Origin of the sequence: Rhizobium sp. MHM7A (assembly GCF_005862215.1) — a bacterium.
GTDB classification, from domain to species: Bacteria; Pseudomonadota; Alphaproteobacteria; order Rhizobiales; family Rhizobiaceae; genus Rhizobium; species Rhizobium bangladeshense.
Map to the genome: position 1 here is coordinate 269,301 of NZ_VCHT01000008.1, position 25,297 is coordinate 294,597.

Annotated in this window: 17 protein-coding genes and 1 tRNA gene; 5 read left to right on the plus strand and 13 right to left on the minus strand. The window is 62.0% G+C overall.

The window, feature by feature from the left end; genetic code table 11:
- Window positions 1-186: 186 nt before the first annotated feature.
- The 9 genes from rpmG to FFR93_RS25090 form a co-directional block, all read right to left on the minus strand.
- Window positions 187-354: a 50S ribosomal protein L33 gene (rpmG, locus tag FFR93_RS25050; protein WP_003587245.1), complete on the minus strand. Its 168-nt coding sequence runs from the start codon at window positions 352-354 to the stop codon at window positions 187-189.
- 92 nt (window positions 355-446) lie between these two features.
- Window positions 447-1,631: an MFS transporter gene (locus FFR93_RS25055; RefSeq protein WP_064706950.1), complete on the minus strand. Its 1,185-nt coding sequence runs from the start codon at window positions 1,629-1,631 to the stop codon at window positions 447-449.
- A gap of 248 nt (window positions 1,632-1,879) precedes the next feature.
- A complete protein-coding gene (locus FFR93_RS25060; RefSeq protein ID WP_138395149.1) occupies window positions 1,880-2,332 on the minus strand; it encodes a DUF983 domain-containing protein in 453 nt (150 codons plus the stop codon).
- 71 nt (window positions 2,333-2,403) lie between these two features.
- Entirely contained in the window at window positions 2,404-4,776 is a 2,373-nt protein-coding gene (rnr, locus tag FFR93_RS25065) for a ribonuclease R (protein ID WP_138395150.1), read from the minus strand.
- Window position 4,777: 1 nt separating this feature from the next.
- Window positions 4,778-7,432, minus strand: coding sequence for a type I DNA topoisomerase (gene topA, locus FFR93_RS25070; protein ID WP_138395151.1), 2,655 nt, complete (start codon window positions 7,430-7,432; stop codon window positions 4,778-4,780).
- Window positions 7,433-7,681: 249 nt separating this feature from the next.
- Window positions 7,682-8,824 carry a DNA-processing protein DprA gene (gene dprA / locus FFR93_RS25075; protein ID WP_138395152.1) on the minus strand — a complete coding sequence of 381 codons (1,143 nt, stop codon included), beginning with the start codon at window positions 8,822-8,824 and terminating at the stop codon, window positions 7,682-7,684.
- Window positions 8,824-9,444, minus strand: a complete 621-nt coding sequence (gene plsY, locus FFR93_RS25080; RefSeq protein ID WP_138395153.1) for a glycerol-3-phosphate 1-O-acyltransferase PlsY — start codon at window positions 9,442-9,444, stop codon at window positions 8,824-8,826. Before plsY ends, dprA begins: the two co-directional genes overlap by 1 nt.
- 76 nt (window positions 9,445-9,520) lie before the next feature.
- On the minus strand, window positions 9,521-10,810 hold the full coding sequence (locus FFR93_RS25085) for a dihydroorotase (protein ID WP_064711227.1): 1,290 nt from the start codon (window positions 10,808-10,810) through the stop codon (window positions 9,521-9,523).
- The gene (locus tag FFR93_RS25090; protein WP_064706957.1) at window positions 10,807-11,763 is read right to left on the minus strand and encodes an aspartate carbamoyltransferase catalytic subunit; all 957 of its coding nucleotides are present in this window, start codon (window positions 11,761-11,763) and stop codon (window positions 10,807-10,809) included. The genes FFR93_RS25085 and FFR93_RS25090 overlap by 4 nt, the downstream gene beginning before the upstream one ends.
- 177 nt (window positions 11,764-11,940) lie before the next feature.
- On the opposite strand from FFR93_RS25090, the gene FFR93_RS25095 reads away from it, so the two are divergent.
- Window positions 11,941-13,599 (plus strand): acyl-CoA dehydrogenase family protein, encoded by a 1,659-nt coding sequence (locus tag FFR93_RS25095; protein WP_138395154.1) that lies wholly within the window; start codon window positions 11,941-11,943, stop codon window positions 13,597-13,599.
- Between the two features lie 261 nt (window positions 13,600-13,860).
- Here the strand turns inward: FFR93_RS25095 and FFR93_RS25100 are convergent, their stop codons facing one another.
- A complete protein-coding gene (locus FFR93_RS25100; RefSeq protein WP_138395155.1) occupies window positions 13,861-16,725 on the minus strand; it encodes a ribonuclease E/G in 2,865 nt (954 codons plus the stop codon).
- A gap of 621 nt (window positions 16,726-17,346) precedes the next feature.
- On the opposite strand from FFR93_RS25100, the gene FFR93_RS25105 reads away from it, so the two are divergent.
- The 3 genes from FFR93_RS25105 to prfB all read left to right on the plus strand — a co-directional run bounded on the left by FFR93_RS25105 (window position 17,347) and on the right by prfB (window position 22,660).
- The gene (locus tag FFR93_RS25105; RefSeq protein WP_064706960.1) at window positions 17,347-18,606 is read left to right on the plus strand and encodes an N-acetylmuramoyl-L-alanine amidase; all 1,260 of its coding nucleotides are present in this window, start codon (window positions 17,347-17,349) and stop codon (window positions 18,604-18,606) included.
- A gap of 361 nt (window positions 18,607-18,967) precedes the next feature.
- Window positions 18,968-21,427 carry a penicillin-binding protein 1A gene (locus FFR93_RS25110; RefSeq protein WP_138395156.1) on the plus strand — a complete coding sequence of 820 codons (2,460 nt, stop codon included), beginning with the start codon at window positions 18,968-18,970 and terminating at the stop codon, window positions 21,425-21,427.
- A 101-nt stretch (window positions 21,428-21,528) separates the two neighbouring features.
- A protein-coding gene (gene prfB / locus FFR93_RS25115; protein WP_171049251.1) for a peptide chain release factor 2 occupies window positions 21,529-22,660 on the plus strand; the annotation gives its coding sequence in 2 pieces (ribosomal slippage) (window positions 21,529-21,597 and window positions 21,599-22,660; 1,131 coding nt in all).
- A 53-nt stretch (window positions 22,661-22,713) separates the two neighbouring features.
- Here the strand turns inward: prfB and FFR93_RS25120 are convergent.
- Genes FFR93_RS25120 through FFR93_RS25130 form a run of 3 tightly spaced genes read right to left on the minus strand, consistent with a single transcriptional unit; the run spans window position 22,714 to window position 25,047 of the window.
- On the minus strand, window positions 22,714-23,733 hold the full coding sequence (locus FFR93_RS25120; RefSeq protein WP_138395158.1) for a dienelactone hydrolase: 1,020 nt from the start codon (window positions 23,731-23,733) through the stop codon (window positions 22,714-22,716).
- Between the two features lie 32 nt (window positions 23,734-23,765).
- Complete coding sequence (locus FFR93_RS25125; RefSeq protein ID WP_064711309.1) at window positions 23,766-24,269, minus strand: hypothetical protein; 504 nt, start codon at window positions 24,267-24,269, stop codon at window positions 23,766-23,768.
- A gap of 4 nt (window positions 24,270-24,273) precedes the next feature.
- On the minus strand, window positions 24,274-25,047 hold the full coding sequence (locus tag FFR93_RS25130; protein WP_064706963.1) for an NAD kinase: 774 nt from the start codon (window positions 25,045-25,047) through the stop codon (window positions 24,274-24,276).
- 155 nt (window positions 25,048-25,202) lie between these two features.
- Between FFR93_RS25130 and FFR93_RS25135 the strand changes: the two genes are divergently transcribed.
- Window positions 25,203-25,278, plus strand: a tRNA-Thr gene (locus FFR93_RS25135).
- Window positions 25,279-25,297: the final 19 nt, after the last annotated feature.

Genomic DNA, 25,297 nt, shown 5'->3' on the forward strand with positions numbered 1-25,297 from the left:
GGCAAGTCATAACGGTTCCTCGTGCCGTTTTGCATGCTGGCCGACCCCCTTTCAGAAAAACGCCGCCGCTTCCGGAAGATGGAAGGGCGGCGTTTGTCTGTTTGCACTATCCATTTTGCACGGGCAGGGACAAAAAAACGCGCAACCCGAAGGCGCGCGCTTTTCGAAATCCGTCAGGCCAAGCGATTACTTGATCTTGGTTTCCTTGAACTCGACATGCTTCTTAGCAATCGGGTCATACTTCGTCTTCGTCATCTTGTCCGTCATCGTGCGGCTGTTTTTCGTCGTGACGTAGAAGAAACCGGTGTCGGCTGTCGACAGCAGCTTGATCTTAATTGTTGTAGCCTTGGCCATGGTCGTCCTGCCTTTAAGAAAATGAAAGCCGTGGAAGCCGGATGGGCTCCACGGCAAATTCTGGCGCGAAACTACGAATCTCGCCCGAAAAGTCAAGTCCGTTTTCGAATGAACATCAATCTGATGCCGGAAAGTATGGCATAGAGACCGAAGAAGGCGGCAATCGCCCAAGCAAAACCGTTGTTTCCGGCAACATCGATCGCTGCACCGATCACCTGTGGCCCGGCCACGGTTCCCATCGCATAACAGAAGACGAAGGCGGCATTGGCCGCGGCCAGATCAGAGCCCGTGAGCCGCGAACCGAGATGGCTGAGGCCGACCGTGTAGAGGCCGGAGACGCAGCCGCCCCAGAAGAGCAGGATCCCGGCCATCAGCAGCCAGTTGTTGACGAGGATCGGCAGCATCATCGAGCCGACAAAGCCCATCAGCGCCATCGCGGCCAGAAGCGGCCGCTTATCGCCGATGCGGTCGGAGAGGAGGCCGAGGGGAATCTGGAAGATCACGTTGCCGACGCCCATCATGGTGAGCAGCAGCGCCGCCTGCGATTCGGTGAAATGGGCGCGCACGGCAAAAATCGGAAAGAGCGACAGCCCGCCCGCTTCGACCGCGCCGAAGATGAAGACGGCCGCCGTCGCCGTCGGCACCAGGAAAACGTAGCGCATGAAATGCAGTTCGGGCTTTTCCTCGAGTATCGGGCTTTCGTAGCGGGCGATGAAAATCGGAATGGCGGCAAGCAGGATGGCGCCGGCGCCGATCAGGAAGGGGAAGATGCCGTCGCTGCCGAGCATGGAAAAGAGGAGGGGGCCAGCGGCGAAGCCGAGGGAAAGCACGGTCGCATAAATGCCGAGGACAAAGCCGCGCTTGGATGGTGGCGAGGCGGCGTTGATCCAGAATTCGGAGAGGATGAACAGCGTCGTCGTTGCGCCATGGAAGGCGAAGCGCAGCGGAAACCACATCCAGAAATCCTGGGCATAGTAGAAGCCGAGTGCACTCAGCGCTGAAATCAGCACCGCCCACAGCATCGTCGGCGCAACGCCGTATTTATGGGCAAGCTTGGTGGTAACAGGTGCCGCGGCCATCGCTGCAATGCCTGCCATCGCCGTGTTTAGGCCGATCAGGGTGGACGAGATGCCGCGTTTTTCGAGGATGATGCTGAGGAGGGGGAGGCCGAGGCCGATTGCTATGCCAACGGCTGAAATGGACGAGATGGCTGCCACCAGAGAAGGCCAATGGATTTCTTCGATATCGCCTGGTGTGCCGTTTCTCGGCTGAGACATTTATCCATCCTTACAAAGCTGAGCGAGCGAATCGACCTCTCGTCTCACATAGAAGGACACAGACGTGCCAAATCCAGGTGACGAGCAGCGTTTCGCAGTATTTCCGATGTGATCTGCGGAATGTAAAGCCTGTTCAGACAAGAAAAGCTTACCATGTCAAGTCGTTGCGGATCATTGACTTCCGCGTGTCGGTGGTGGTCGGTGGAGGCTGGGACTACACGCTAAATATGTCTGGAAGGTGAAGGCGCTCAATCCGGCCGGCGGGGAAGGTCGTAATCATCGGGACTGTCGCTCTCTCCGCCGAAACCATGCATACGCAGCGCCCATTGCAGGCCGATGACGCCGCCCTTGATCGGCTGGATCGAGGCGAGCGCGGTAATGACGGTGATCGGTGTCCATACGGCAAGATGGACCCAAACCGGCAACACGAAGGTCAGATCGGTCAGCATGTAGCCGCCGACGAGGACGTGGCCGAGGACCAGGATGACGATATAGGGCGGCAGGTCGTCGGAGCGATGGTGATGCATCGCCTCGCCGCAGGCGGCGCAATGATCGACAGGCTTCAGGAAAGCGCGAAACAGCTTGCCGTTGCCACAGGCCGGGCAGCGGTTCATCAGCCCGCGCCTGATCGAACGCCCGAGCGGACGCTCGGCCTCGGGCCTATCCCCGTAGCGGGCAACCGGATCGGTCGGTGTGCTCATCGCATCTTCCTCTTTCAGGTCAAAAGCACGAAGCTCCTGGCCGGGCCATTGCAGCTTTTCGTCACAACGGCTTAACGGCGTCCGCGCGGAGGCCGCGTTCCCGCCTTCTTGCGCACCTGGCCCCTTTCGCGGCGGCCGGCTTTATGGAAGGACCGCGCCGCCGTCGGCATCTCGCGCCCTTCGCTCAGCATCTCGAAGCGCAACGCGCCGGCAAGTGGGATTGCTTCCGCAAGCTTTACGGTGACGCTGTCGCCAAGACGATAGCCGACGCCCGTCTTTTCACCCGCGAGCGCCTGATGCGCCTCGTCATAGATGAAATAATCGGTGCCCAGCGTAGATATAGGGACGAAACCGTCGGCCCCATAGTCCGGCAACGTGATAAAGAGCCCGGATTTTGTAACTCCGGAGACGCGGCCGGCGAACTCCTCACCGACTCGGGTGCTCAAATGATGGGCGATCAGCCGGTCGATGGTCTCGCGCTCGGCCGCCATCGCTCGGCGCTCGAAGGTCGAGATCTCGGCGGCGATATCGTCGAGTGAGGCTTCTTCGTCGGGGGTGATGCCGCCTTCGCCGAAGCCGAGCGAGCCAACCAGCGCGCGATGCACGATGAGATCGGCGTAGCGGCGGATGGGCGAGGTGAAGTGGGCGTATTTCATCAGGTTGAGGCCGAAATGGCCGATATTCTCGGGACTGTAGATCGCCTGGCTTTGCGAGCGCAGCACCATCTCGTTGACCATGGTCTGGTGCGCCGTGCCTTCCGCCTTTGCTAAAATGCCGTTGAAACTGTTGGCGCGCACATTGCCGCCCTTGGCGAGCGAGATGCCGAGTGTCGCGAGGAACTCGCGCAAGACTTCCTGCTTGGCCAGCGTCGGGCCGTCATGGATGCGATAGACCAGCGGCTGGCGCTTCTTCTCGAGCGTTTCGGCGGCGCAGACATTCGCCTGAATCATCATTTCTTCGATCAGCTTGTGCGCATCGAGCCGCGGCGGCACGAAAACTCGATCAACGGTGCCGTCGGGCTTCAGCAGGATCTTGCGCTCCGGCATGTCGAGTTCCAGCGGCTGGCGCCGGTCGCGTCCCCGCTTCATCACCCCGTAAGCGTGCCAGAGCGGTTTCAGGATCGGCTCGACCATCGGTCCGGTCTTGTCATCCGGTCTTCCGTCGATTGCCGCCTGTGCCTGCTGATAGGAGAGCTTGGCGGCACTCTTCATCATGATGCGATGAAATGTATGGCCGATCTTGCGGCCTTCGCCCGAGAAGCTCATGCGCACCGCGAGCGCCGGGCGGTCGACGCCTTCCTTCAGCGAGCAGAGATCATTGGAGATGCGCTCAGGCAGCATCGGCACGACGCGATCGGGGAAATAGACGGAGTTGCCGCGCTTCAGCGCCTCGCGGTCGAGTGGCGAATTGGGGCGGACATACCAGGAGACGTCGGCAATCGCCACAGTGACGATGACGCCGCCGGGATTATCGGGCGAGGGGTCGAGCTCGGCGTAAACTGCGTCATCATGGTCCTTGGCGTCGGCCGGATCGATGGTGATCAGCGGCACGTCGCGCCAATCTTCGCGATGCGACATGGTCGCCGGTTTTGCTGCTTCCGCCTCGGCAATGACATCAGGCGGGAAGACGTGCGGGATGCCGTGCGCATGGATCGCGATCATCGAGATCGCCTTTTCCGAGCCGACGGAGCCGACGACAGAGAGAACCTTGGCCCGCGGCAGGCCGAAGCGGCCGAGGCGCGCGACTTCGATCTCGACGAGGTCGCCGTCCTTGGCGTCGCCGGTATAGTCGGGATCGATCACCATCTCTTCGCCGCGCCGTTCGATCGGCAGCAGCCGGCCGCCGCCGCCCGGCGTACTACGGAAGACGCCCATCAAGGCGCCGCGGCGCCTGTCGATCACCTTGATGATACGGGCAGTATAAGCCGGCCCGCCGCGATCGACGGCCGGGAAGATCTTCGCCAGGATGCGGTCGCCGAGGCCGGCGACGGGCGCCTTGCCCTTGCCCTGGCGGTCTGCGGGCGATTGCTGGCGGATGGCGACGGCAGGCGCCACACCCTGGTCCTCCGGCCATTCCGCCGGCCGGCCAATCAGGTCGCCGTCCTTATCGCGCGTCGTGATGTCGAGAACGGTGACGGGGGGAAGGGCGCCGGGACGAATAAGCGACTTGCGGCTCTTTTGCAGCATGCCTTCCTGCTCGAGCTCCTGCAGCATATGCTTGAGTTCGACGCGGCTGTCGCCTTTCAGACCGAAAGCCTTCGCAAGTTCACGCTTTGAAGCCTTCTGCGGATGTTCGGCGATGAAACGCAGGATCACTTCGCGCGAGGGCAGCGTTCCGTGGACGATGTTGAGCGGGTCGACGACGGAAGCATCCTTGCCGTCGCGGCCGATCTTGCCCGGGCGCTTGCCCGATAGGTTCGTTCTGTCGCGCGGTGTCCTGCTCACGTCAGCTCTTTTTCGATTTTGCGGGCGCCTTCGCCTTCGTTGCTTTCGGCTTGGCGGCCGTCTTGGTTGCCTTGGCTTCGGCCGCCGCCGCATTCGGCTTGGCTTTCGCCTTGGCCGTCTTGCCTGCGGGGGCCTTGCCGGCTTTTTCCGTGATCAGCGCAAGCGCCTCTTCGATGGTGATTGCCTGCGGATCCTTGCCCTTCGGCAGCGTTGCGTTGACCTTGCCCCAGTTGACATAGGGGCCGTATTTGCCGTCGCGAACAGTGATGGCGCCGCCATCGGGGTGATCGCCGAGCGTCTTCAGCGCCGCCGGTGTGCTGCGCGAGCCCCGGCCCGGCGCCTTGTTGGCTTTTTCGGCGATCAGCGTCACGGCACGGTTGAGGCCGACGGAGAAGACGTCCTCCACGGATTCCAGATTGGCATAGGAACCGTCATGCAGAAGGAACGGACCGTAGCGGCCGATGCCCGACGAGATCATCTTGCCGGTTTCGGGATGTTTGCCGATATCGCGCGGCAGCGAGATCAGCGCCATCGCCTTCTCATAGTCGATATCCTCAGGCTTCCAGCCCTTCGGCAACGAGGCACGTTTGGCCTCCTTGCCGTCACCGCGCTGGATATAGGGACCGAAGCGGCCGGAACGGAGCGTCAGTTCCTCACCGGTCGTGGGGTCGGCGCCGAGGCTCTTCGGCTCGTTGAGCGCGACACCCTCTGCTTCTCCACCATTTTCGGAGGAGAGCTGGCGGGTGTAGTTGCATTCGGGATAATTTGAACAGCCGACGAAGGCGCCGTATCTGCCAAGCTTGAGCGAAAGATTGCCGGTGCCGCAGACCTGGCAGATCCTGGGGTCGCCGCCATCCTCGCGTTTCGGGAAGACGAGAGGCGCCAGCGCCTCGTTCAGCGAGTCGAGCACGTTGGTGACGCGCAGTTCCTTCGTGTCTTCGATCTGCGCGAAGAAATCCTTCCAGAAATCGCGCAGCACCTGCTTCCAGTTCAACTCCCCGGCGGAAATCCGGTCGAGCTTTTCCTCGAGGTCGGCGGTGAAATCATATTCGACATATTTGGTGAAGAAGCTTTCGAGGAAAGCCGTCACCAGCCGGCCCTTGGCCTGCGGGATCAACTTGCGTTTGTCGATCGTCACGTACTCACGATCGCGTAGCGTCGCGAGCGTCGCGGCATAGGTGGAAGGGCGGCCGATGCCGAGCTCTTCCATTTTCTTGATCAGCGACGCTTCCGAATAGCGCGGCGGCGGCTCGGTGAAATGCTGGGTCGAATTGATCTTCTGCTTGGCAAGCGTCTCGCGCGCATTGATCTCCGGCAGGCGACCATCCTCGTCGGCATCGTCGCTCTGCTCGCCGTCCTCCTTCTGGTCGGTATAGGCGGCGATGAAGCCGTCGAAGCGGACGACCGAACCGACGGCGCGCAGGCCTGCCTTCTCGCCCTTATTGTCGGCGATGATTTCGGCCGTCGTACGCTCGATTTCCGCCGAAGCCATCTGGCTGGCGATGCCGCGCTTCCAGATCAGGTCGTAGAGCCGGATCTGGTCGGCGTCGAGGAATTTGCGCAGACGATCGGGCGAGCGGTTGAAATCTGTCGGGCGGATCGCCTCGTGCGCCTCCTGGGCGTTCTTCGCCTTGGTGGAATAGAAGCGGGCCTTGTCAGGCAGGTAGCGTTCGCCGAACTGTTCGAGGATTGCGCGTCGTGCCGCGTCGATCGCCTCCGGCGCCATCTGTACGCCATCGGTACGCATATAGGTGATGAGACCGACGGTCTCGCCGCCAATATCGACGCCTTCATAGAGCTTCTGAGCGATCTGCATCGTGCGCGAAGCGGAGAAGCCGAGATTGGATGATGCCGCCTGCTGCAGCGTCGAAGTGGTGAACGGCGGGCCCGGGTTGCGCTTGACCGGTTTTGCTTCGACCGTTTCGACGATATAGCTGGCGCCTTCGAGCAATGCCTTCAGGCGGCCTGCATCCTCGCCGTTGCCTATCGCCCGCGGCTGCAGCCGTTTGCCGTTTGCCGAAACCAGCCTTGCCTCGAATTCGTCGCCGCGCGGCGTCTTCAGCAGCGCCGAGATATTCCAGTACTCTTCCGAAATGAAGCGCTCGATCTCGGTTTCGCGGTCGCAGACCAGGCGAAGCGCCACCGACTGGACGCGACCGGCCGAACGTGCGCCCGGCAGTTTGCGCCACAGCACGGGCGAAAGATTGAATCCGACGAGATAGTCGAGTGCGCGGCGTGCGAGATAGGCGTCGACCAGCGGCACGTCGATATCGCGAGGATCGGCCATCGCGTCGAGCACGGCTTTTTTAGTGATCGCGTTGAAGACGACGCGCTTGACGGACTTGCCGTTCAGCACGCGCTTCTTGTTCAGCATGTCGAGGACGTGCCAGGAAATCGCTTCGCCTTCGCGATCGGGGTCGGTCGCGAGAAATAGCCCGTCGGACGACTTCACCGCGTCGGCGATGTCCTTCATCCGCTTGGCCGAGGCGCCGTCGACCTCCCAGAGCATTTCGAAATCCTGATCGGGGAGAACAGAGCCGTCCTTGGCAGGCAGATCGCGCACATGGCCGAAGGAGGCGAGCACTTTGTATCCCGAGCCCAGATACTTGTTGATCGTCTTGGCCTTGGCAGGCGATTCCACCACTACAACATTCATGATGATTCTCTAAAAAAGACTCCGCGCCGGCGTGGGAGCCAGCGCAACACGCAGCGCAACTTGGATACTGGCCCTCCGACATGGACAGGGAAATCGCCGCGGTCAAGGGGTTTGCTACAATTTTACTTCTTGCCTACGGTGCAATCGAGGGGAGTTTGTGTGCTGAATGCAATTTCAAGTCGCGCAGACACCGGATTCGACACGCTGCTACTGCAGTTCGCAAGGCCACTCGCTCATATCGCGCGAGCTTCAATCGGAAAGCGAGACGAGGCCGCCCTGATGCCGATGCAGCCTGCCCGAAATATCGAGTTCCAGAAGGATGAGATAGACCGCCGATGCCGAAAGGCCGGTGTGGCGAATGACGTCGTCGACCTCGACAGGCGTCGGCCCGAGTGCGTCGATGATGCGCATCCGGTCTGAATCGCCGGGCGGCATCGCTATTGCCCTGCTCTCGCGTGCCGGCTCCTCCGCCATCGACAAAGGGAAGAGGTCGAGTTGCGCAAGCGGCGCCAGGGCTTCGATGACATCGGCAGGCTCAGTAACGATCGACGCGCCATCCTTGAGCAGACCGTTTGTGCCATGACAGCGCGGATCGAGCGGCGAGCCGGGCACGGCAAACACCAGGCGGCCGAACTCGCCGGCAAGGCGGGCCGTGATCAGCGAGCCCGAGCGCATCGCTGCTTCGATGATCACCACGCCGAGCGCGATGCCAGCGATCAGCCGGTTCCGGCGCGGGAAATCGCGGGCGCGGGGCTCCCAGCCGAAGGGCATTTCGCTCACCGCCAGGCCGTTGCCGCCTGTTATCTCTTCGATGAGGCCGAGATTTTCCGGCGGATAGGGCTTGTCAAGACCGCCGGCAAGGGCCGCGATCGTGCCCGTGCCGAGGCTTGCCCGGTGCGCTGCCGTGTCGATGCCACGCGCCAGGCCGGAGACGACCGTGTAACCTGCCCGGCCGCAGTCGCGCGCCACCATCGCTGCGAATTTGGCGCCTGCGGCCGAGGCGTTGCGGGAACCGACGATGCCAACGGCCGGTCGTTTGGCGGCAGCGAGCGCGCCCTTGACGGCAAGAAGCGGCGGCGCGCCGTCGATCTGTTTCAGCGCCTGCGGGTAGTCCGGCTCGCCGATGCCGACGAAGCGGGCGCCGAAACGATGCGCCGCCTCCAGTTCCCGGTGCGCCTCGGCTTCACTGGCAACCCGGATGGCCCGCGTCGCGCCGCCGCGCGCTGAAAGCTCTGGCAGCGCCGCAAGTGCCGCCTCGGCCGAACCGAAATGATTGATGAGATCGCGAAAGGTCGCAGGGCCGACATTGTCGGAACGGATCAGGCGCAGCCAGGCAATCCTCTGCCTTTCGCTCAGCACTGTGCCTTTCGATCCCGCGCTCGGCGCATCCATTATCCCTTCGCCCCGATCTTGCTTTCCGTTCCCCCCATCAGGCGCGAAATATTTGCCCTGTGTTTCCAGTAGGAGATGAGCGTCATGATCGCCATCACTGCCGCCACCTTTTCATTGCCCAGTATCAGCAGGGCAACCGGAATGACGAGCATGGCGACGAGCGCCGACAGCGAGGAATAGCGGGTAGTGACGGCGACCGCCAGCCAGACAGCGGCGAAGAGCACCACCATGATTGGCGCGACGCCGAGAAGTGTGCCGATATAGGTGGCCACGCCCTTGCCGCCCTTGAATCCGATCCAGACGGGAAAGAGGTGGCCTATGAAGGCAAAGAAGCCGGCTATGATCGCGGCCTCGTCACCGAGGAAATAGCCGACAACCCAGGCTGCCGCCGATGCCTTCAGAGCATCGAGCAGCAGCGTCGCAGCGGCGAGCTTCCGGTTTCCGGTTCTGAGCACATTGGTCGCGCCGATATTGCCGGAGCCGATGCTGCGCACATCGCCGAAGCCGGCGGCGCGCGTGAGAATCAGGCCGAAAGGGATCGAGCCGAAGAGATAGCCGATGACGGCGGCGGCAAGCGCGATCGGCAGCGTGATCTGCCATGACATGAGATTGGATAACATGTGCCCCCTCAGCCCTCCGTGGCTACCCCAAGTCCAGCCTTTTCCCCCTCTGGGATGAATGGCGATGATGTCGATTCTAAACTGCGTGGACAAGCTTTCCCGAGACATAGGTCGCAACCGCTCGCCCGCTGAAGCGCGCATCCTCGAACGGCGTGTTCTTCGAGCGGGAGAGAAGCATGTCTTTGGCCACAAGCCAAGGCTCGTCGAGATCGATCAGTGTGATATCGGCCGCAGCACCCGGCTTCAGCGTGCCGGCATCTAGGCCGAAAATTTGTGCCGGGCGGGTGGACATGGCGTCGATCAGGCGCATCAGGCTGACATGGCCGCCATGGTGAAGTCTGAGGGCCGCCGCCAGCATCGTTTCCAACCCGACCGCGCCGTCGGCCGCCTCGCCGAACGGCAGGCGCTTCGTGTCGACGTCCTGCGGATCATGAGAGGAGACGATGATATCGATCGCGCCGCGTGCAAGCGCTTCGGCCATGGCAACCCGGTCGTCTTCCGGGCGCAACGGCGGATAGAGCTTGAAGAAAGTGCGGTATTCGCCGATGTCGTTCTCGTTGAGCGCCAGATTGTTGATCGAGATGCCCGAGGTCACCTGGGCGCCGCGCCTGCGGGCGCGTTCGATGGCCTCGACCGATTCCGGCACTGAGATCATGGCGGCGTGATAACGTCCTCGCGTCAGCTCTGCCACCCTGAGGTCGCGTTCGAGCGGAATGAGTTCGGCTTCCCGTGGAATGCCGGAGAGCCCGAGCCAGCTGGCGAAAAGCCCCTCATGCATGACACCGTTTGCACCGAGATATTTGTCTCGCGTCTCGCAGGAGATGACGGCGCCAAATTCGCGCGCATAGGTCATGATCCGGCGCAGCACCTGTGTGTTGTGGACGCTGGAATGGGCATCGGTGAAGGCGACCGCACCCGCCTGCATCAAGAGACCGATCTCCGTCATCTCCTCGCCGGCTAGACCCTTGGTGAGGGCGGCTGCCGGATAAACGTTGACGGCGGCGGTATCCCGCGCCGTCTTCTTGACGAATTCGACGAGCGCGATGTCGTCGATGACGGGATCTGTGTCAGGCATCATGATGATCGAGGTGACGCCGCCGGCTGCCGCCGCCCGGCTCGCCGAGGCGATCGTCTCGCGATGCTCGCCGCCGGGCTCGCCAATATGGACGCGCGCATCGACGAGGCCGGGGGTCGCCACCAGGCCGGTGCAGTCGCGCACGGCAGCGCCTTCCGGCGCGCCCTGGTTCTGCGCCTCTCTGCCGGCTGCAAGGATCACGCCATTTTTAGCAATGATCGTTCCGATCTCGTCGAGATTGCGCGAGGGATCGACGATGCGGACATTCTTGAGGACGATCGGATTGCTCATGCCATCATTCCGTCGGTTCGGGGGCCTTGGTTCTGCGAGACGAGCAGCGTCTCCATGACAGCCATGCGTACTGCAACCCCCATTTCCACCTGTTCGGCGATCACGCTCTGCGGACCGTCGGCCACTTCGGAGGCGATCTCGACGCCCCGGTTCATTGGTCCGGGATGCATTACCAGCGCATCATCCTTGGCGGCCTTCAGCGTTTCGGCGTCGAGTCCGTAGAAGTGATAATATTCGCGCACCGACGGCACGAAGGCGCCGGACATGCGCTCGCGCTGCAGCCGCAGCATCATCACGACGTCGGCGTCCTTCAGCCCTTCCTTCATCGAATGGAAAACCTCGACGCCCATGTCGGCGATGCCGGCGGGCAGGAGGGTGGCGGGCGCAACGACGCGCACGCGCGCGCCCATGGCATTCAGCAGCAGGATATTGGAGCGCGCCACGCGCGAGTGCAGCACGTCGCCGCAGATCGCCACGATGATGCGCGAGAGCTTGCCCTTGGCGCGGCGGATCGTCAGCGCGTCGAGCAGCGCCTGGGTCGGGTGTTCGTGCTGGCCGTCACCGGCATTAACGACCGAGCAGGAGACCTTCTGCGCGAGCAAGGCGGCCGCGCCGGCGCTTGAATGGCGGATCACCAGCACGTCCGGGCGCATCGCATTCAGCGTCATCGCCGTATCGATCAGCGTTTCGCCTTTCTTCACCGAGGAATTGCCGACCGACATGTTCATGACGTCGGCGCCGAGCCGCTTGCCGGCGAGCTCGAACGAGGCCTGCGTGCGGGTCGATGCCTCGAAGAAGAGATTGATCTGCGTCAGCCCGCGCAGGGTCGACGTCTTCTTTTCTCTCTGGCGGCTGATTTTGACGGCTTCGTCGGCCCTGTCGAGAAGATAGGTGATATCCTGCTCGGTGAGGCCCTTGATGCCGATGAGGTGGCGGTGGGGGAAAAAGACCATGACCCTGCCTCTTGCTGTCTCTTGCGGGTCTATAATGAGTGCCGCCCGCCGGGGCAAGCACGCGCTGTGGGCAAAGGCTTATGTCCCATGCATTTTCGTCCGAATTCCGATAGAGCAGATGGGAGCGAATCATAACTTCCGGTTTCCCTTGCCGGGTTCTTGCAATAGAAGCGAACAATGACCTCCGCCAACCGGACTGACGACAAACTCGCAGAACTCAACCAGCCGAGCCTGTGGTCCGGCATCAACGCCTATCGGTCCGATCCCCTGATCGTCGATCTGACGGCGGCCCTGCCGCGCGGCATCCGCGAAGACCTGGAAAATATGGGCCGCTACGTCACCTCGCCGGAGGCGCAGGAGCTGGCGCGCATGGCAAACCAGGGCACGCCGCAACTGCGCACCCACGGCCCGCGTGGCGAGCGCCTCGACGTGGTGGAATTCCATCCGGCCTGGCACGCGCTGATGCGCCGCTCCATGTCGGTCGGCCTGCATTCCTCGGTCTGGGACCCGCAGGCCGATACCGAAGCCAAGGATGAGGCCCACAAGGTACGCGCCGCGCGTTTCTACCTGACGGCACAGCTGGAATCCGGTCACCTCTGCCCGCTGACAATGACGAGCGCTTCGGTTGCCGCGTTGTCGGCTTCGCCCGCGGTGCAGAAGGACTGGGCGCCGAAGATCCTGTCGCGCAAATATGATTCGTCGAACCGGCCCGCCATGCAAAAGTCTGCCGTTACCATCGGCATGGGCATGACGGAAAAGCAGGGCGGCACGGATGTCCGGGCCAACCGAACGGCTGCCGAAAAGGTCAGCGAAGGCATCTACCGGCTCTCAGGTCACAAATGGTTCATGTCCGCGCCGATGAGCGATGCTTTCATCATGCTGGCGCAGACGAAGGAGGGCATGGGCTGCTTCCTCGTGCCGCGCCTTCTGGAGGACGGTTCCGCCAACGGACTGCAATTCCAGCGGCTGAAGGACAAAGTCGGCAATCGCTCCAACGCCTCTTCCGAGGTGGAATTCTCAGACACGTTCGGTTTCCTGCTCGGCGGCCCGGATGCCGGCATCCGCACCATTCTCGACATGGTGACGCTGACGCGGCTCGACTGCGCGCTTGCCTCCTCTGGCATTATGCGCGCCTCGCTTGCCGAGGCCGTCCATCACACCCGCGGCCGCAGCGTCTTTGGCAAAATGCTCGTTAACCAGCCGATAATGACGCGCGTGCTCGCCGACATGGCGCTCGATGTCGCTGCCGCCACCGCGCTGTCCTTCCGCCTTGCCGACGCCTTCGACAAGGCGCGCGGCAATGCCGAGGAAGCGGCCTATGCCCGCGTCATGACGCCGGTCGCCAAATACTGGTGCTGCAAGATCGCGCCCGCGCTGATCTACGAGGCGATGGAATGCATCGGCGGCAACGGCTACATCGAAGAGCGTCCAATCGCCCGTCATTACCGCGAGGCTCCCGTCAATGCCATCTGGGAAGGCTCCGGCAATGTCATGGCGCTCGATGTGTTGCGTGTGCTCAACCGCGGCAAGGATCTATTCGAGACGGTTTTCTCGGGTCTGGCGCGCGATCTCGGCCCCGCCGGCAAGAAGACGATCGACGTATTGCGCGCCGCAATCGCGCTCTGCGAACAGGATGAAGGCGCGGCACGCCTGCTCGTCGAGCAGCTGGCTCTTGCCGCCGGCGCCGCCGAACTCTACCGGCTCGGGGCAGGGCGCATTGCCGATGCTTTCATCGAGACGCGCCTGGCCGGCGGCTGGCGCTCCACCTACGGCATGCTCGATTCCCGCTTCGACGCAAGCTACATCGTCGATCTGCTCTATCCGCCCGCGGCCTGATCGCAAGTAAGAATGACGCTCGTTGCCCGGCTTGCCTGTTCGAATCTAAATGTTAGTGGCTAATCCCGTGGCGGTCATTGCTGCGCCGGGCATGGCATCAGCCATATCTGCGTTCGTCCGCATCTTTGCTGCATGTGTATAAGTTCTTGGAGATACACATCGGCTTCGCGGGTTCCAGACCAGCGATGCGACCACCGCAAACAAAAAAACCGGCCGCGTCGCCGCAGCCGGATCTCATTATTTACGTCCGAAAATCAGCGTTCAAAAGAAGCCACGGCGCTGCCACCAGCCGGCTTTCTTTGGCTTGCCTTCGTCGCTTTCGCCATTTTCGCTGCGGGTGGATTTCACCGTTGGCTCGGACGAGGAGATGTTGGATTCGCGATTGGCCCGAACCGGCTTTGCTTCTTCCTGGGCAGGTGCTCCGAGATCGGCGGAGGCTTCGACCACCTCCGGCTCGGCTTCGACGGCGGGCGCTGCCTCTGCTACCGGTTCTTCGACCGGCGATGCGGCGGCTTTACGGCGGCCGCGGCCACGGGCGGGTTTCACCTCCTCCGTGGCGACGGCAGCGCCTTCGACAGCGGCCGTTACGGCCTGGCTCTCGCTGGCCTGTTCGGCAACCGCCTCGACAATTTCGGCTTCACCGGGAGCGTTGTCATCCGAAGCGCCTTCGTCTTCGTCGCTGCCGTTATCTTCGCCGGCTTCACCGGCCGTCAGTTCGGAGCCGTCCTCGCGATTGCGGCGACCGCCGCGCTTGCCGCGACGACGGCGCTTGCGGCGCTGTGATTCCTCATTTTCGGCGCGGGCCTCGGGCGCAGCAGCGGCGGTTTCATCGCCCTCACTGCCTTCGTCCTCGCCGTCCTCTTCCTCGTCGCCAGCTTCTCCTGCCGCCGATGCCGGCTGCTCGGCAGTGCCGTTGCGGCCGCGACGGCGCCTGCGACGCTTGCGCTTGCGGTTGCCTTCGCCTTCGCTTTCCGAACGCGCCGTGGCGGGGCGCTCGGCCGCAGCGGCCTTTTCTTCGAGCTCCTCGTCTTCATCCTCATCCGCCTCGATGACGATATCGTCGTCGTCATCCTCCGGAATGGCTGCGAAGTTGAAGAGGCTTTCGATCTTGACCGGATTTTCTACGGCTTCGCCGCGGTCAATTGCGAAATGCTGCGCACCGACCGAGCCGTCTGCGTCGATGATGATCGCTACACCGAAGCGGGCTTCGTAATCGACGATCGTCTGGCGCTTATGGTTGAGCAGGTAGAGCGCGATGTCGGGCGTGGTGCGCACGGTGATGTTGTGCGTCGTATTCTTCAGCAGATATTCCTCGATGCCGCGCAGCACATGCAGGGCGACGGAGGACTGAGAACGGACATGGCCGGTGCCGCCGCAATGCGAGCAGACCTGGGTGGTCGATTCGAGAACGGAAGCGCGGATGCGCTGGCGCGACATTTCGAGCAGGCCGAAATGCGAAATGCGGCCGACCTGAATGCGGGCGCGGTCGTTCTTCAGGCATTCCTTCAGCTTCTTCTCGACGGCGCGATTGTTGCGCTTTTCCTCCATGTCGATGAAGTCGATGACGATCAGGCCGGCGAGGTCGCGCAGGCGAAGCTGGCGGGCGATTTCTTCCGCAGCTTCGAGGTTCGTCTGCAGCGCGGTGTCCTCAATCGAGTGTTCGCGTGTCGAGCGGCCGGAATTGACGTCGATCGAGACCAGTGCTTCCGTCTGGTTCATGATCAGGTAGCCGCCGGAACGCAGCGTCACCTGCGGCTGCAGCATGCGGTCGAGCTGGGCCTCAATGCCGGAGCGAGAGAAGATCGGGTGGATGTCACGATAGGGCTGCACCACCTTGGCGTGGCTCGGCATCAGCATTTTCATGAAGTCTTTCGCTTCACGATAGCCTTCTTCGCCGGCAACGATGATCTCGCCGATGTCCTTGTTGTAGAGGTCGCGGATTGATCGCTTGATCAGCGAGCCTTCCTCATAGACGAGGCAGGGAGCGGTAGACGCCAGCGTCAGCGTGCGCACGTTCTCCCACAGGCGCATGAGATATTCGAAATCGCGCTTGACCTCGACCTTGGTGCGGTTGGCGCCGGCGGTACGCAGGATCACGCCCATGCCCTGCGGAACTTCCAGCATGCGGGCGATTTCCTTCAGCCGCTTGCGGTCCTGCGGGTTGGTGATCTTGCGGGAAATGCCGCCGCCGCGAGCCGTGTTCGGCATCAGAACCGAATAGCGGCCGGCGAGCGAGAGATAGGTGGTCAGCGCCGCGCCCTTGTTGCCGCGCTCTTCCTTGGCAACCTGCACCAGCAGGATCTGCCGGCGCTTGATGACTTCCTGGATGCGGTACTGCTTGCGGGGCTTGCGCTGGACGCGGTCCGGCACTTCTTCCATCGCGTCTTCGGCGCCGACGGATTCGATGACTTCCTCTTCGCCGTGGTCGTCGTCGTCATCGTCGTCGTCGCGGTGACGCTTGCTGGCATCGACATCCTCGGAGATCGAGTCGGTTTCCACCATGGCGGCCATCGCGCCGCCGGCGGGGCTGTCATCCTCGTTGTCAATATTCGCAGCGCCTTCGGCTTCGACGTCCGTGGGAACGGCATCCTCGGTCGCAGTCGTCTCGACAGTCGCTTCTGCCGTCTTCTTGCGGCTGCGGCGCGGCCTTGCCTTCTTGGCCGGCGCTTCCTCGACGGTCTCCGGCGATGCCGCGGCCTCTGCTGCGACAGCCTCTTCGGTGACGTCGGCCGCTTCGCCAGCCTCTGCCGGAACGATACCGACATCCGGCTGGTCCTGGGTCGAAAGATCGACGACCGGCGCGGTTTCGACGTGTTCAACGTCTTCGTCGCGGCGATGCTCCTCGGCTTCGGCCCGAAGCAGGGCCTGACGATCGGCGAGCGGTATCTGGTAATAGTCGGGGTGAATTTCGGCGAAGGCCAGGAAGCCGTGCCGGTTGCCGCCGTAATCGACGAAGGCGGCCTGCAGCGAGGGCTCGACCCTTGTTACCTTTGCGAGATAGATATTGCCGCGGATCTGCTTCTTGTGCTGCGACTCGAAGTCAAATTCTTCTATGCGGTTCCCGCGAACGACAACGACGCGCGTCTCTTCCTCGTGAGACGCATCGATAAGCATTTTGTCTGCCATGTAAGCTGTGCTCCTCGGCGTGGCCGCGAGAGCGCATTCCCGACTGCTGTTGAAACAGAAAGAATGCGGTCCACCGTGGCCGCGCCGGATAATGAAAGTCGCGCCTGATGCGAAGGGGAGAGCAGCAGCCAGACCGCAGCCGGAACCATTTCGGTCCGGGGCCTGTACACTTCAGATAAAACCTGCTGCGAAACCATCAACAACCAAGCGTGATCGACAATACGAAGACCCGTTTCGGGTCCGATGAGTTTGCTCCCTGAGAGCGTGGTGGCTGATCCACCAATGAAGTTCCGACAGAAGCCGGAAAATCAGGATCCAGTTCTCGGGTTGAAGCGCATGAGACGGCGGACGATGGCCGAGGTGGCGCCAGGTCCAGATCTGGCTGGCAGCCTTTGCGGCGACTCTATCCCGTCAACACTTCTACCCTAAAATTCGTTGTATGTTTTCTCAGTCACAATAGCAAGGGAAAAGCCAAATGTGCCATAATATTGATGGATTTCGAAACGCATAGAAGCTGGGGACAAGCGATTGCGATTCGGCAGGCGGCAAAGCGTTTCGCTCTCGGGCGTCCGCTCCGGTCATGTCCGGTCCATCGCGGTATAGATAAGGTGTGGCGGCTAATTGTTTAAGAGGGCTCGGATCGCGGCGCAGTCCGCAACGCGGCGATCGACATTCGTAAGGCGGGTTCAGACGGCGGTGCTCCTTGCAGGTTGCCTCCTGCCTGGCCTTGCGGGTTCGGCCGAGACGAAGGATCCGTTGCTCGCTTATGGGGCGCGCATCATCGGCGATGATGCCAGAACGCGCATCGTCATCGATTTCGATCGCGAACCGCGTTTCTCCGTCCATTATATCGCCAATCCGGAGCGCATCGTTGTCGATCTGCCGGCCACCGCTTTCGGTTTTCCGGCAAACGATTTCGCCGCCCGCGGCCTCTTCAAGGATATTCGTTACGGCAAGATGGACGAGGAGAGCGCCCGCATCGTGCTGACAACGACAGGGCCGGTGAAACTTTCGCTAGCCAAGGTGCAGGCTGACGAGGCGGGCAGGGGCCATCGCCTGGTACTCGATGCCGAGATGATCGACAAGCAGGCCTTTGCCGAACTGGTCAAGACCCAATCCTGGGACGATCGGGCCGAGGCGGCCCGGACGACAAGCGCCATTCCGGCACCGGAGAAAACCGCTCCTGGTGATTTCGTCATTGCCGTCGATGCCGGCCATGGCGGCATCGATACCGGCGCGATCGGCGTCGATACCAAGACCGAGGAAAAGCAGGTGACGCTTGCCTTCGCCAAGGCTCTGGCCGATCGGCTGAACAAGGAGCCGGGCATCAAGGCGGTCCTGACGCGCAGCGATGACGAATTCCTGTCGCTTTCCCAGCGCGTGCTGATCGCGCGTCAGAACCATGCCGGCCTGCTCATTTCATTGCATGCCGACACGCTGAAACAGAAGGATATTCGCGGCGCGACCGTCTATACGATCTCGGACAGGGCCTCCGACAAGCTCGCCGCCGATCTTGCCGAGCGCGAAAACCTTTCCGACCAGATCGCCGGCAAGGAGACAGTCGCCGAGCCGCCCGAGGTTGCCGACATCCTGCTCGACCTGACGCGGCGTGAGACGCAGGCCTTCTCGATCTCGCTGGCCGAGAGCGTGCTGAATTCCTTCAAGGACCAGGTCGGCACCATCAACAATCCGCACCGCCACGCCGGCTTCCGCGTGCTGCAGGCGCCCGATGTGCCATCGATTCTGCTCGAGCTCGGCTTCCTGTCGAATGCCGAAGACGAGAAACTGCTGCTCGACGAAAGCTGGCGCAACAGGATCGCCGATCTCCTGACCGAGGCGGTGAAGCGATACCGCACCGGCGTCGTGGCGAATGGCGGCTGAAGAACGCCGCCCGAAAATCCCAGCGCGTTTGCTCAGTCGGCATCCATGAAAACAGAGACTTGGCCGCATCCGATGAATCATGCTCTGAGCGGCGTACTTCGGGTTGTCGGCGGGGAAGGGCGTTGCTTGGATGTGACAGTCCTGATGAAACGCTGCCGCAGCGGTGAATGCGGCGGGCGGAGCCCTATTTTGCTCACATTCGCGCCGTTACTCCGGCTTATGTTTCGCAGTCTGAGGAGCGGAAACGACTTGTGGCGGTAGCGCTCATGGAGTAAGCCGCGCGAAACGTGCAAATTGCCTCGATCTGTGCAATCGTTGCGACTGCGCCGATTGAAGATCGAAGAGACCGGTAGCTGAAAATATGGTTAGACTTCTTGGATATTTCTTCGGAATGGCCTGTGTCCTGTTTCTGGTCGCGGCGGCGGGTATTGCCATCTATCTCGCCAATGTCGCCAAGGATCTCCCGGACTACGCCGTTCTGAACAGCTACGCGCCGCCGGTGACGACCCGCGTGCATGCCGGAAACGGCGCTCTCATGGCCGAATATGCCAAGGAAAAGCGTCTCTTCCTGCCGATCCAGGCCGTTCCAGATCGCGTCAAGGCCGCTTTCCTGTCAGCCGAAGACAAGAATTTCTACAATCATCCGGGCGTCGACCTTACCGGTCTCGGCCGCGCAATTCTCGTCAACCTGCAGAATTTCGGTTCCGGCCGTCGTCCCGTCGGTGCTTCCACAATCACCCAGCAAGTGGCTAAGAACTTCCTTTTGAGCTCGGACCAGACGATCGACCGCAAGATCAAGGAAGCAATCCTCTCGTTCCGTATCGAGCAGGCCTACAGCAAGGACAAGATTCTCGAGCTCTACCTAAACGAGATTTTCTTTGGACTGAATTCCTATGGCATCGCCGGCGCCGCGCTCACCTACTTCAACAAGTCGGTCACCGAACTGACCGTCGCCGAGGCCGCCTACCTGGCATCGCTGCCGAAAGGCCCAGCCAATTATCATCCGTTCCGCCATCCCGAGGCAGCGCTCGAGCGCCGCAACTGGGTCATCGACCGCATGGTGGAGAACGGCTATGTCAGCCAGAGTGACGGCGCGGAAGCTAAGAAGCAGCCGCTTGGCGTCACCGCCCGCACCACCGGTCCCTCGCTCTTCGCTTCCGATTATTTCGCCGAAGCCGTGCGCCGCCAGCTGATCGATCAATATGGCGAGAAGGTTCTCTACGAGGGCGGCCTTTCCGTGCGCACTTCGCTTGATCCGCAGATGCAGCTCGCCGCCCGCAAGGCGCTGCAGGATGGCCTCGTAACCTATGACGAGCGCCGTGGTTTCCACGGGCCCATCAAGCAGATCGACGCGAGCGGCGACTGGGGCAAGGCGCTTGCCGATATTCCCGCCCTGTCCGACGTTCCGGAATGGCGCCTCGCAGTCGTGCTCGCCGTCTCCGACGATAACGTCGACATCGGCCTGCAGCCGGCCAAGAACGGGAGCGGCAAGGTAGCGGCAGACCGTCAGCGCGGCACCATCGACGCCAAGAACATGCAATGGGCTTTCCGTTCGGCGGACGGCTCCCGCAAGACGGCGAAATCTCCGGCCGGAGTCTTGAGTGCGGGCGACGTCGTCTATGTCGAGAAGCTCGGTGACAACGCCTCGACCTCCTACCGTCTGCGCCAGCCGCCGAAGGTGCAGGGCGGCCTTGTCGCCATGGATCCGAAGACCGGCCGCGTGCTCGCCATGGTCGGCGGCTTCTCCTATGCCCAGTCCGAATTCAATCGGGCCACCCAGGCGATGCGCCAGCCGGGCTCGTCCTTCAAGCCCTTCGTCTACGCAGCGGCTATGGACAATGGCTATACGCCGGCCTCCGTCATCATGGATGCGCCGATCGAGATCGTTTCGGGTGGCCAGGTCTGGAGGCCGGAAAACTATGGCGGCGATGTCGGCGGCCCGTCGACGCTGCGCTCGGGCATCGAGCATTCGCGCAACCTGATGACGGTGCGCCTCGCCAACGATCTCGGCATGAACATCGTTGCCGAATATGCCGAACGTTTCGGTATCTATGATCACATGCTGCCGGTTCTTTCCATGTCGCTCGGTGCTGGCGATACGACAGTGCTGCGTATGGTCTCGGCCTATTCGGTCATCGCCAACGGTGGCAAGCAGATCAAGCCGACATTGATCGACCGCATCCAGGACCGCTACGGCAAGACGATCTTCAAGCATGAGGAGCGCCTGTGCGAGGGCTGCAATGCCGGCGACTGGCAGAACCAGGAAGAGCCTAATGTCGTCGACAACCGCGAAACCGTTCTCGACCCGATGACCGCCTACCAGATCACCTCGATGATGCAGGGCGTCATCCAGCGCGGCACCGCCGCAGGCAAGATCGATCTCGGCGGCCGTGACGTCGCCGGAAAGACCGGCACCACCAATGACGAGAAAGATGCCTGGTTCGTCGGTTTCACGCCGGATCTGGTCGCCGGCCTCTATATGGGTTTCGATACACCGGCGCCGCTTGGCCGCGGCGGTACGGGCGGCGGTCTCTCCGCCCCGATTTTCAACGAATTCATGCAGACCGCCGTCAAGGACATGCCGGAATCGAAGTTCGTCATTCCATCAGGCATGAACCTGATCCCGATCGACCGCAAGACCGGCATGGCAGCCGCCGACGGCGATCCGAACACCATCGTCGAGGCCTTCAAACCCGGCACCGGCCCGGCCGACAGCTTCTCCGTCATCGGCATGGACAGCACCATGGCCCCGGAGGAGATCCTGAAGACCTCGCCGCAGGCCAACCAGGCCGTCCAGACCGGCACGCCCGGTCTGTTCTGACCGAGATCTGAATTTTTGAACGCCCGCCGCGGCCCTTTACATCCGCGGCGGGCGTCTCTATGTCACCAGCACTTGAGAAGACCGAGACAGAGAAGCGGAAAATGCGAGCGGAAATCGAAAACGTGGTCGATGAAACCAAGCAGGCTATCACCCTGCTGAGGAGGCATCTTTGACTGGGACCAGGCGATAAGGCGACTGGACTGGTTGAACAACAAGGCAGAGGATCCGAACCTCTGGAACGACGCTGCCGAAGCGCAGAAACTGATGCGCGAGCGCCAGCAGCTCGATGACGGCGTCAACGGCGTCCGGCAGCTCGAACAGCAGCTGAAAGACAATGTCGAGCTGGTCGAACTCGGCGAGGAAGAAGGCGACGAAGGCATCGTCAAAGAGGCCGAGGATGCCTTGAAGGCTTTGAAGACCGAGGCCGCGCGCCGCCAGGTGGAGGCGATGCTGTCCGGCGAGGCCGATGCCAACGACACCTATCTCGAAGTTCATTCGGGCGCCGGCGGCACCGAAAGCCAGGATTGGGCGAACATGCTTTTGCGCATGTACACCCGCTGGGCGGAACGCCAGCGCTTCAAGGTCGAACTTCTCGAAGTCCATGACGGCGAAGAGGCGGGGATCAAGTCCGCGACGCTGCTCGTCAAGGGCCACAACGCGTATGGCTGGCTGAAAACGGAATCGGGCGTGCATCGTCTGGTGCGCATTTCGCCCTATGACAGCAATGCGCGTCGCCATACGTCCTTCTCATCGATCTGGGTTTATCCGGTCGTCGACGACTCGATCAACATCGAGATCAACGAAAGCGATTGCCGCATCGACACCTATCGTTCGTCCGGTGCTGGCGGCCAGCACGTCAACACGACGGACTCGGCCGTGCGCATCACCCACATCCCGACCGGGATTGTGGTGGCCTGCCAGCAGGAACGTTCGCAGCACAAGAACCGCGCCAAGGCGTGGGAAATGCTGCGTGCCCGGATGTACGAAGCAGAGTTGAAGAAGCGAGAAGAGGCCGCGAACGCCGAAGCCGCTTCCAAGACGGATATCGGTTGGGGTCACCAGATCCGCTCCTACGTGTTGCAGCCTTACCAGCTGGTCAAGGACCTGCGTACCGGCGTCGCCAGCACCGCTCCGGACGACGTGCTCGACGGCGATCTGAACGAGTTCATGGAAGCTGCACTTGCCCATCGCATCAGCGGCGCCGCCGATGCCGTCGTCGAAGATGTCGACTGATAGTCAGCATTATGGAAATCAGAAAAGCTCTGGAAACGGGGCTTTTCTTTTGTTCAGGCTATCGCGCCGACGTCGCCATGATGAAACAGCGCTGCCGATAGGTCGGCAATCTCGTCATGAACGGCCGCCCGCTTGATGCCCGGCGGATCGGTGAAGAGCTCGGCCGCAAAGGCAAGGCCGAGCCGTGTGCCCTCGGGCACAAAAACATAATGCCCGAAGCCGCCTCCGAAGATTCTCAGGACGCTACGGGTCAACCGGTGATGAAGCCACGAAGAGCATTCCTCGGCCGGTGCCGCCTTGTCGGCGTCGCCGACAAGGATAAGAGTGGGCGCCCCGACAATCTTCAGGCTTTCCTCCCCGAAGCCGAGTACGGAGCGGCCGGGCGCGCAGAGAACCGCCGCTGTGATCCTGTCGTCCCGATAGGATCGTGACATCCGGGACCATGATTCGCGAAACACATCGCTGGTGCGAAGCAATGAGGGGATATGATCGGCGAGGTCGGGAAATTCCCTTGGCCCTCGCGGACCCCCAGGCTTCAGCCTTGACGGTTCGAACTGCGAGAACTGGGCGATAGCGCCGAGAAGCAGCGTCACGCTATAGGCTCCGGCCGAAAATCCGGCCGCGAATGCACGGTCCGCATCGATCCCACCCGCAAGATCGCCGAGCCAATCGTCACAGCGGTCGAGCATCAAGCTCAGGTCCGGCGCCCGTTCCCAGAGACAGGCAAAACCTTCGGCACGATAGGGCTCGTTGCTTGTATTGCCGTGATGGTCGACGCCGAGCGCCGCAAATCCGCGATCGACGAGGCGCCGCGCCAGCCATTCCAGCCCTGCCGCCGATCCGCCGGTGCCGTGTGACAGAAGGACGAGGGGATAAGGCCTGCCCGAGGGCCGGATCGGTGCGTCGCGAGCGACCGCCGCCTTCCGAAACCAGCTTCTTTCCTGGATATCGCATTCCCGCACGTCATCGGCGGCCGGATACCACAGCGACCAGCGGACCGGCCTTGGACCGGCTGCGTCCCAATTCGGTCTTTGGTCGTCGTATAGGACGCCCTCGCGAAAGCCGAGTTTCATCATTGCCGCCTGTGCGAACAGCGTCTCACTGCTTAATTGGTCGCTTTCTCGATGGTGATGTCACCGAGTTCGTCGATCAGCACGGTCCAGCCATCCGGCTCGGCCGCAGGATCGGTCTTCAGATAGATTGTGGCGAAGAGGCCGGGTTGCTTGATGACGCCGCGCGAATTTTCCGGGCGGATATCGGTCACGTAAGGCTTCAGATCGCTGATCTCCTGCAGCTCGACGGTTGAGGCAATCGCCGGACCGGTCTCGGTCTGGGCGACCTGCTGCAGATAGACTTTCGACGTCCTGTCCGGCTGACGCACGGCAAAGAGCTTATAGTAGCCGTGGCGCTTCCCCTCAGGGTCGGAAACGCTCTCAGCAGCAGCGGGCGCCCGCTCGACGGCCGGCGCATTCCCGTCGTCCTCCCAGTAGCCGGTGCTGGTCGCGAAAATCACAGAAGCCGGCAGGATTGCATCCTGCGCGGGAGCGGCGATCGCGGCGAAGCATCCGACGAGGAAAATCGCGGTCATCAATGTCAGGCGCATTGCTATCATATCAATCCTTGAACTGCTCGGCGAGAATACGGTCGGACCAGGAGCGGTCCGGATCGGAGAGGATACGCGCCGTCATATGCTCCGACTGGGCGATGCGGACATGCAACACGGATTTGACTTCCGTATTGTCTGCCACCGCATTCACCGGCCGCTTCACCGGCTCGAGCACGTCGATATCGACAGTCACCTTGTTCGGAAGCAGGGCGCCCCTCCAGCGGCGCGGCCTGAAAGCGCTGACCGGCGTCATGGCAAGCAGTGGCGCCTCGAGCGGCAGGATCGGCCCATGGGCGGAAAGATTATAGGCCGTCGATCCGGCAGGGGTGGCCACCATCAGCCCATCGCAGATCAGTTCCTCCAGACGCACGCGCCCGTCGACCACGACCCTCAGATTGGCAGCCTGATAAGACTGGCGGAAAAGATAGACCTCGTTGATGGCGAGCGCCGTGGAACTGGTACCATCGGCGTTGGCCGTCGTCATCTTCAAGGGACGGAAGGCGTTTTCGACGGCGACGCAGATACGCTCCTGAAGCCGTTCGGTGCTGTAATCGTTCATCAGGAAGCCGACCGAGCCGCGATTCATGCCGTAGACCAGCTTGCCCGAATTCATAGTGCTGTGCAGCGTCTGCAGCATGAAGCCATCGCCGCCCAGCGCGACAATGACATCAGCCTGGTCTTCCGGCACGTCGCCGTAGATGCGAATCAGCTCTTCGCGCGCTGCGAGCGCCTCCATCGTCGGCGAAGCGATAAAGGAAAGCGTCTGGAATGAACGGCCCATGCAATGCCCTTTGTGAAGCTGCTCTAGCTAAAGGATAAATGGCAGTTGCGACAAGGCCGTTTTGCATGAGAAGGCGTTTTGGATACGCCGACCTGCCTGCGCCGGCACGGATTTCCCTTTACAGGATCGCAGAATCTGTTAGTTGGGCAGCTATTGCCCTTGTAGCTCAGTTGGTAGAGCACCTGATTTGTAATCAGGGGGTCGCGGGTTCGAACCCTGCCGGGGGCACCATCCCTCTTTGCGCGACCGG

Bases quoted from the DNA above. Each gene is read 5' to 3' on its own strand.
- dprA (WP_138395152.1), bottom strand. From the start codon at position 8,824: ATGGATGCGCCGAGCGCGGGATCGAAAGGCACAGTGCTGAGCGAAAGG.
- FFR93_RS25085 (WP_064711227.1), bottom strand. From the start codon at position 10,810: ATGAGCAATCCGATCGTCCTCAAGAATGTCCGCATCGTCGATCCCTCG.
- FFR93_RS25060 (WP_138395149.1), bottom strand. From the start codon at position 2,332: ATGAGCACACCGACCGATCCGGTTGCCCGCTACGGGGATAGGCCCGAG.
- FFR93_RS25110 (WP_138395156.1), top strand. From the start codon at position 18,968: ATGGTTAGACTTCTTGGATATTTCTTCGGAATGGCCTGTGTCCTGTTT.
- topA (WP_138395151.1), bottom strand. From the start codon at position 7,432: ATGAATGTTGTAGTGGTGGAATCGCCTGCCAAGGCCAAGACGATCAAC.
- FFR93_RS25095 (WP_138395154.1), top strand. From the start codon at position 11,941: ATGACCTCCGCCAACCGGACTGACGACAAACTCGCAGAACTCAACCAG.
- FFR93_RS25120 (WP_138395158.1), bottom strand. From the start codon at position 23,733: ATGAAACTCGGCTTTCGCGAGGGCGTCCTATACGACGACCAAAGACCG.
- FFR93_RS25055 (WP_064706950.1), bottom strand. From the start codon at position 1,631: ATGTCTCAGCCGAGAAACGGCACACCAGGCGATATCGAAGAAATCCAT.
- FFR93_RS25090 (WP_064706957.1), bottom strand. From the start codon at position 11,763: ATGGTCTTTTTCCCCCACCGCCACCTCATCGGCATCAAGGGCCTCACC.
- FFR93_RS25100 (WP_138395155.1), bottom strand. From the start codon at position 16,725: ATGGCAGACAAAATGCTTATCGATGCGTCTCACGAGGAAGAGACGCGC.
- rpmG (WP_003587245.1), bottom strand. From the start codon at position 354: ATGGCCAAGGCTACAACAATTAAGATCAAGCTGCTGTCGACAGCCGAC.
- plsY (WP_138395153.1), bottom strand. From the start codon at position 9,444: ATGTTATCCAATCTCATGTCATGGCAGATCACGCTGCCGATCGCGCTT.
- FFR93_RS25130 (WP_064706963.1), bottom strand. From the start codon at position 25,047: ATGGGCCGTTCATTCCAGACGCTTTCCTTTATCGCTTCGCCGACGATG.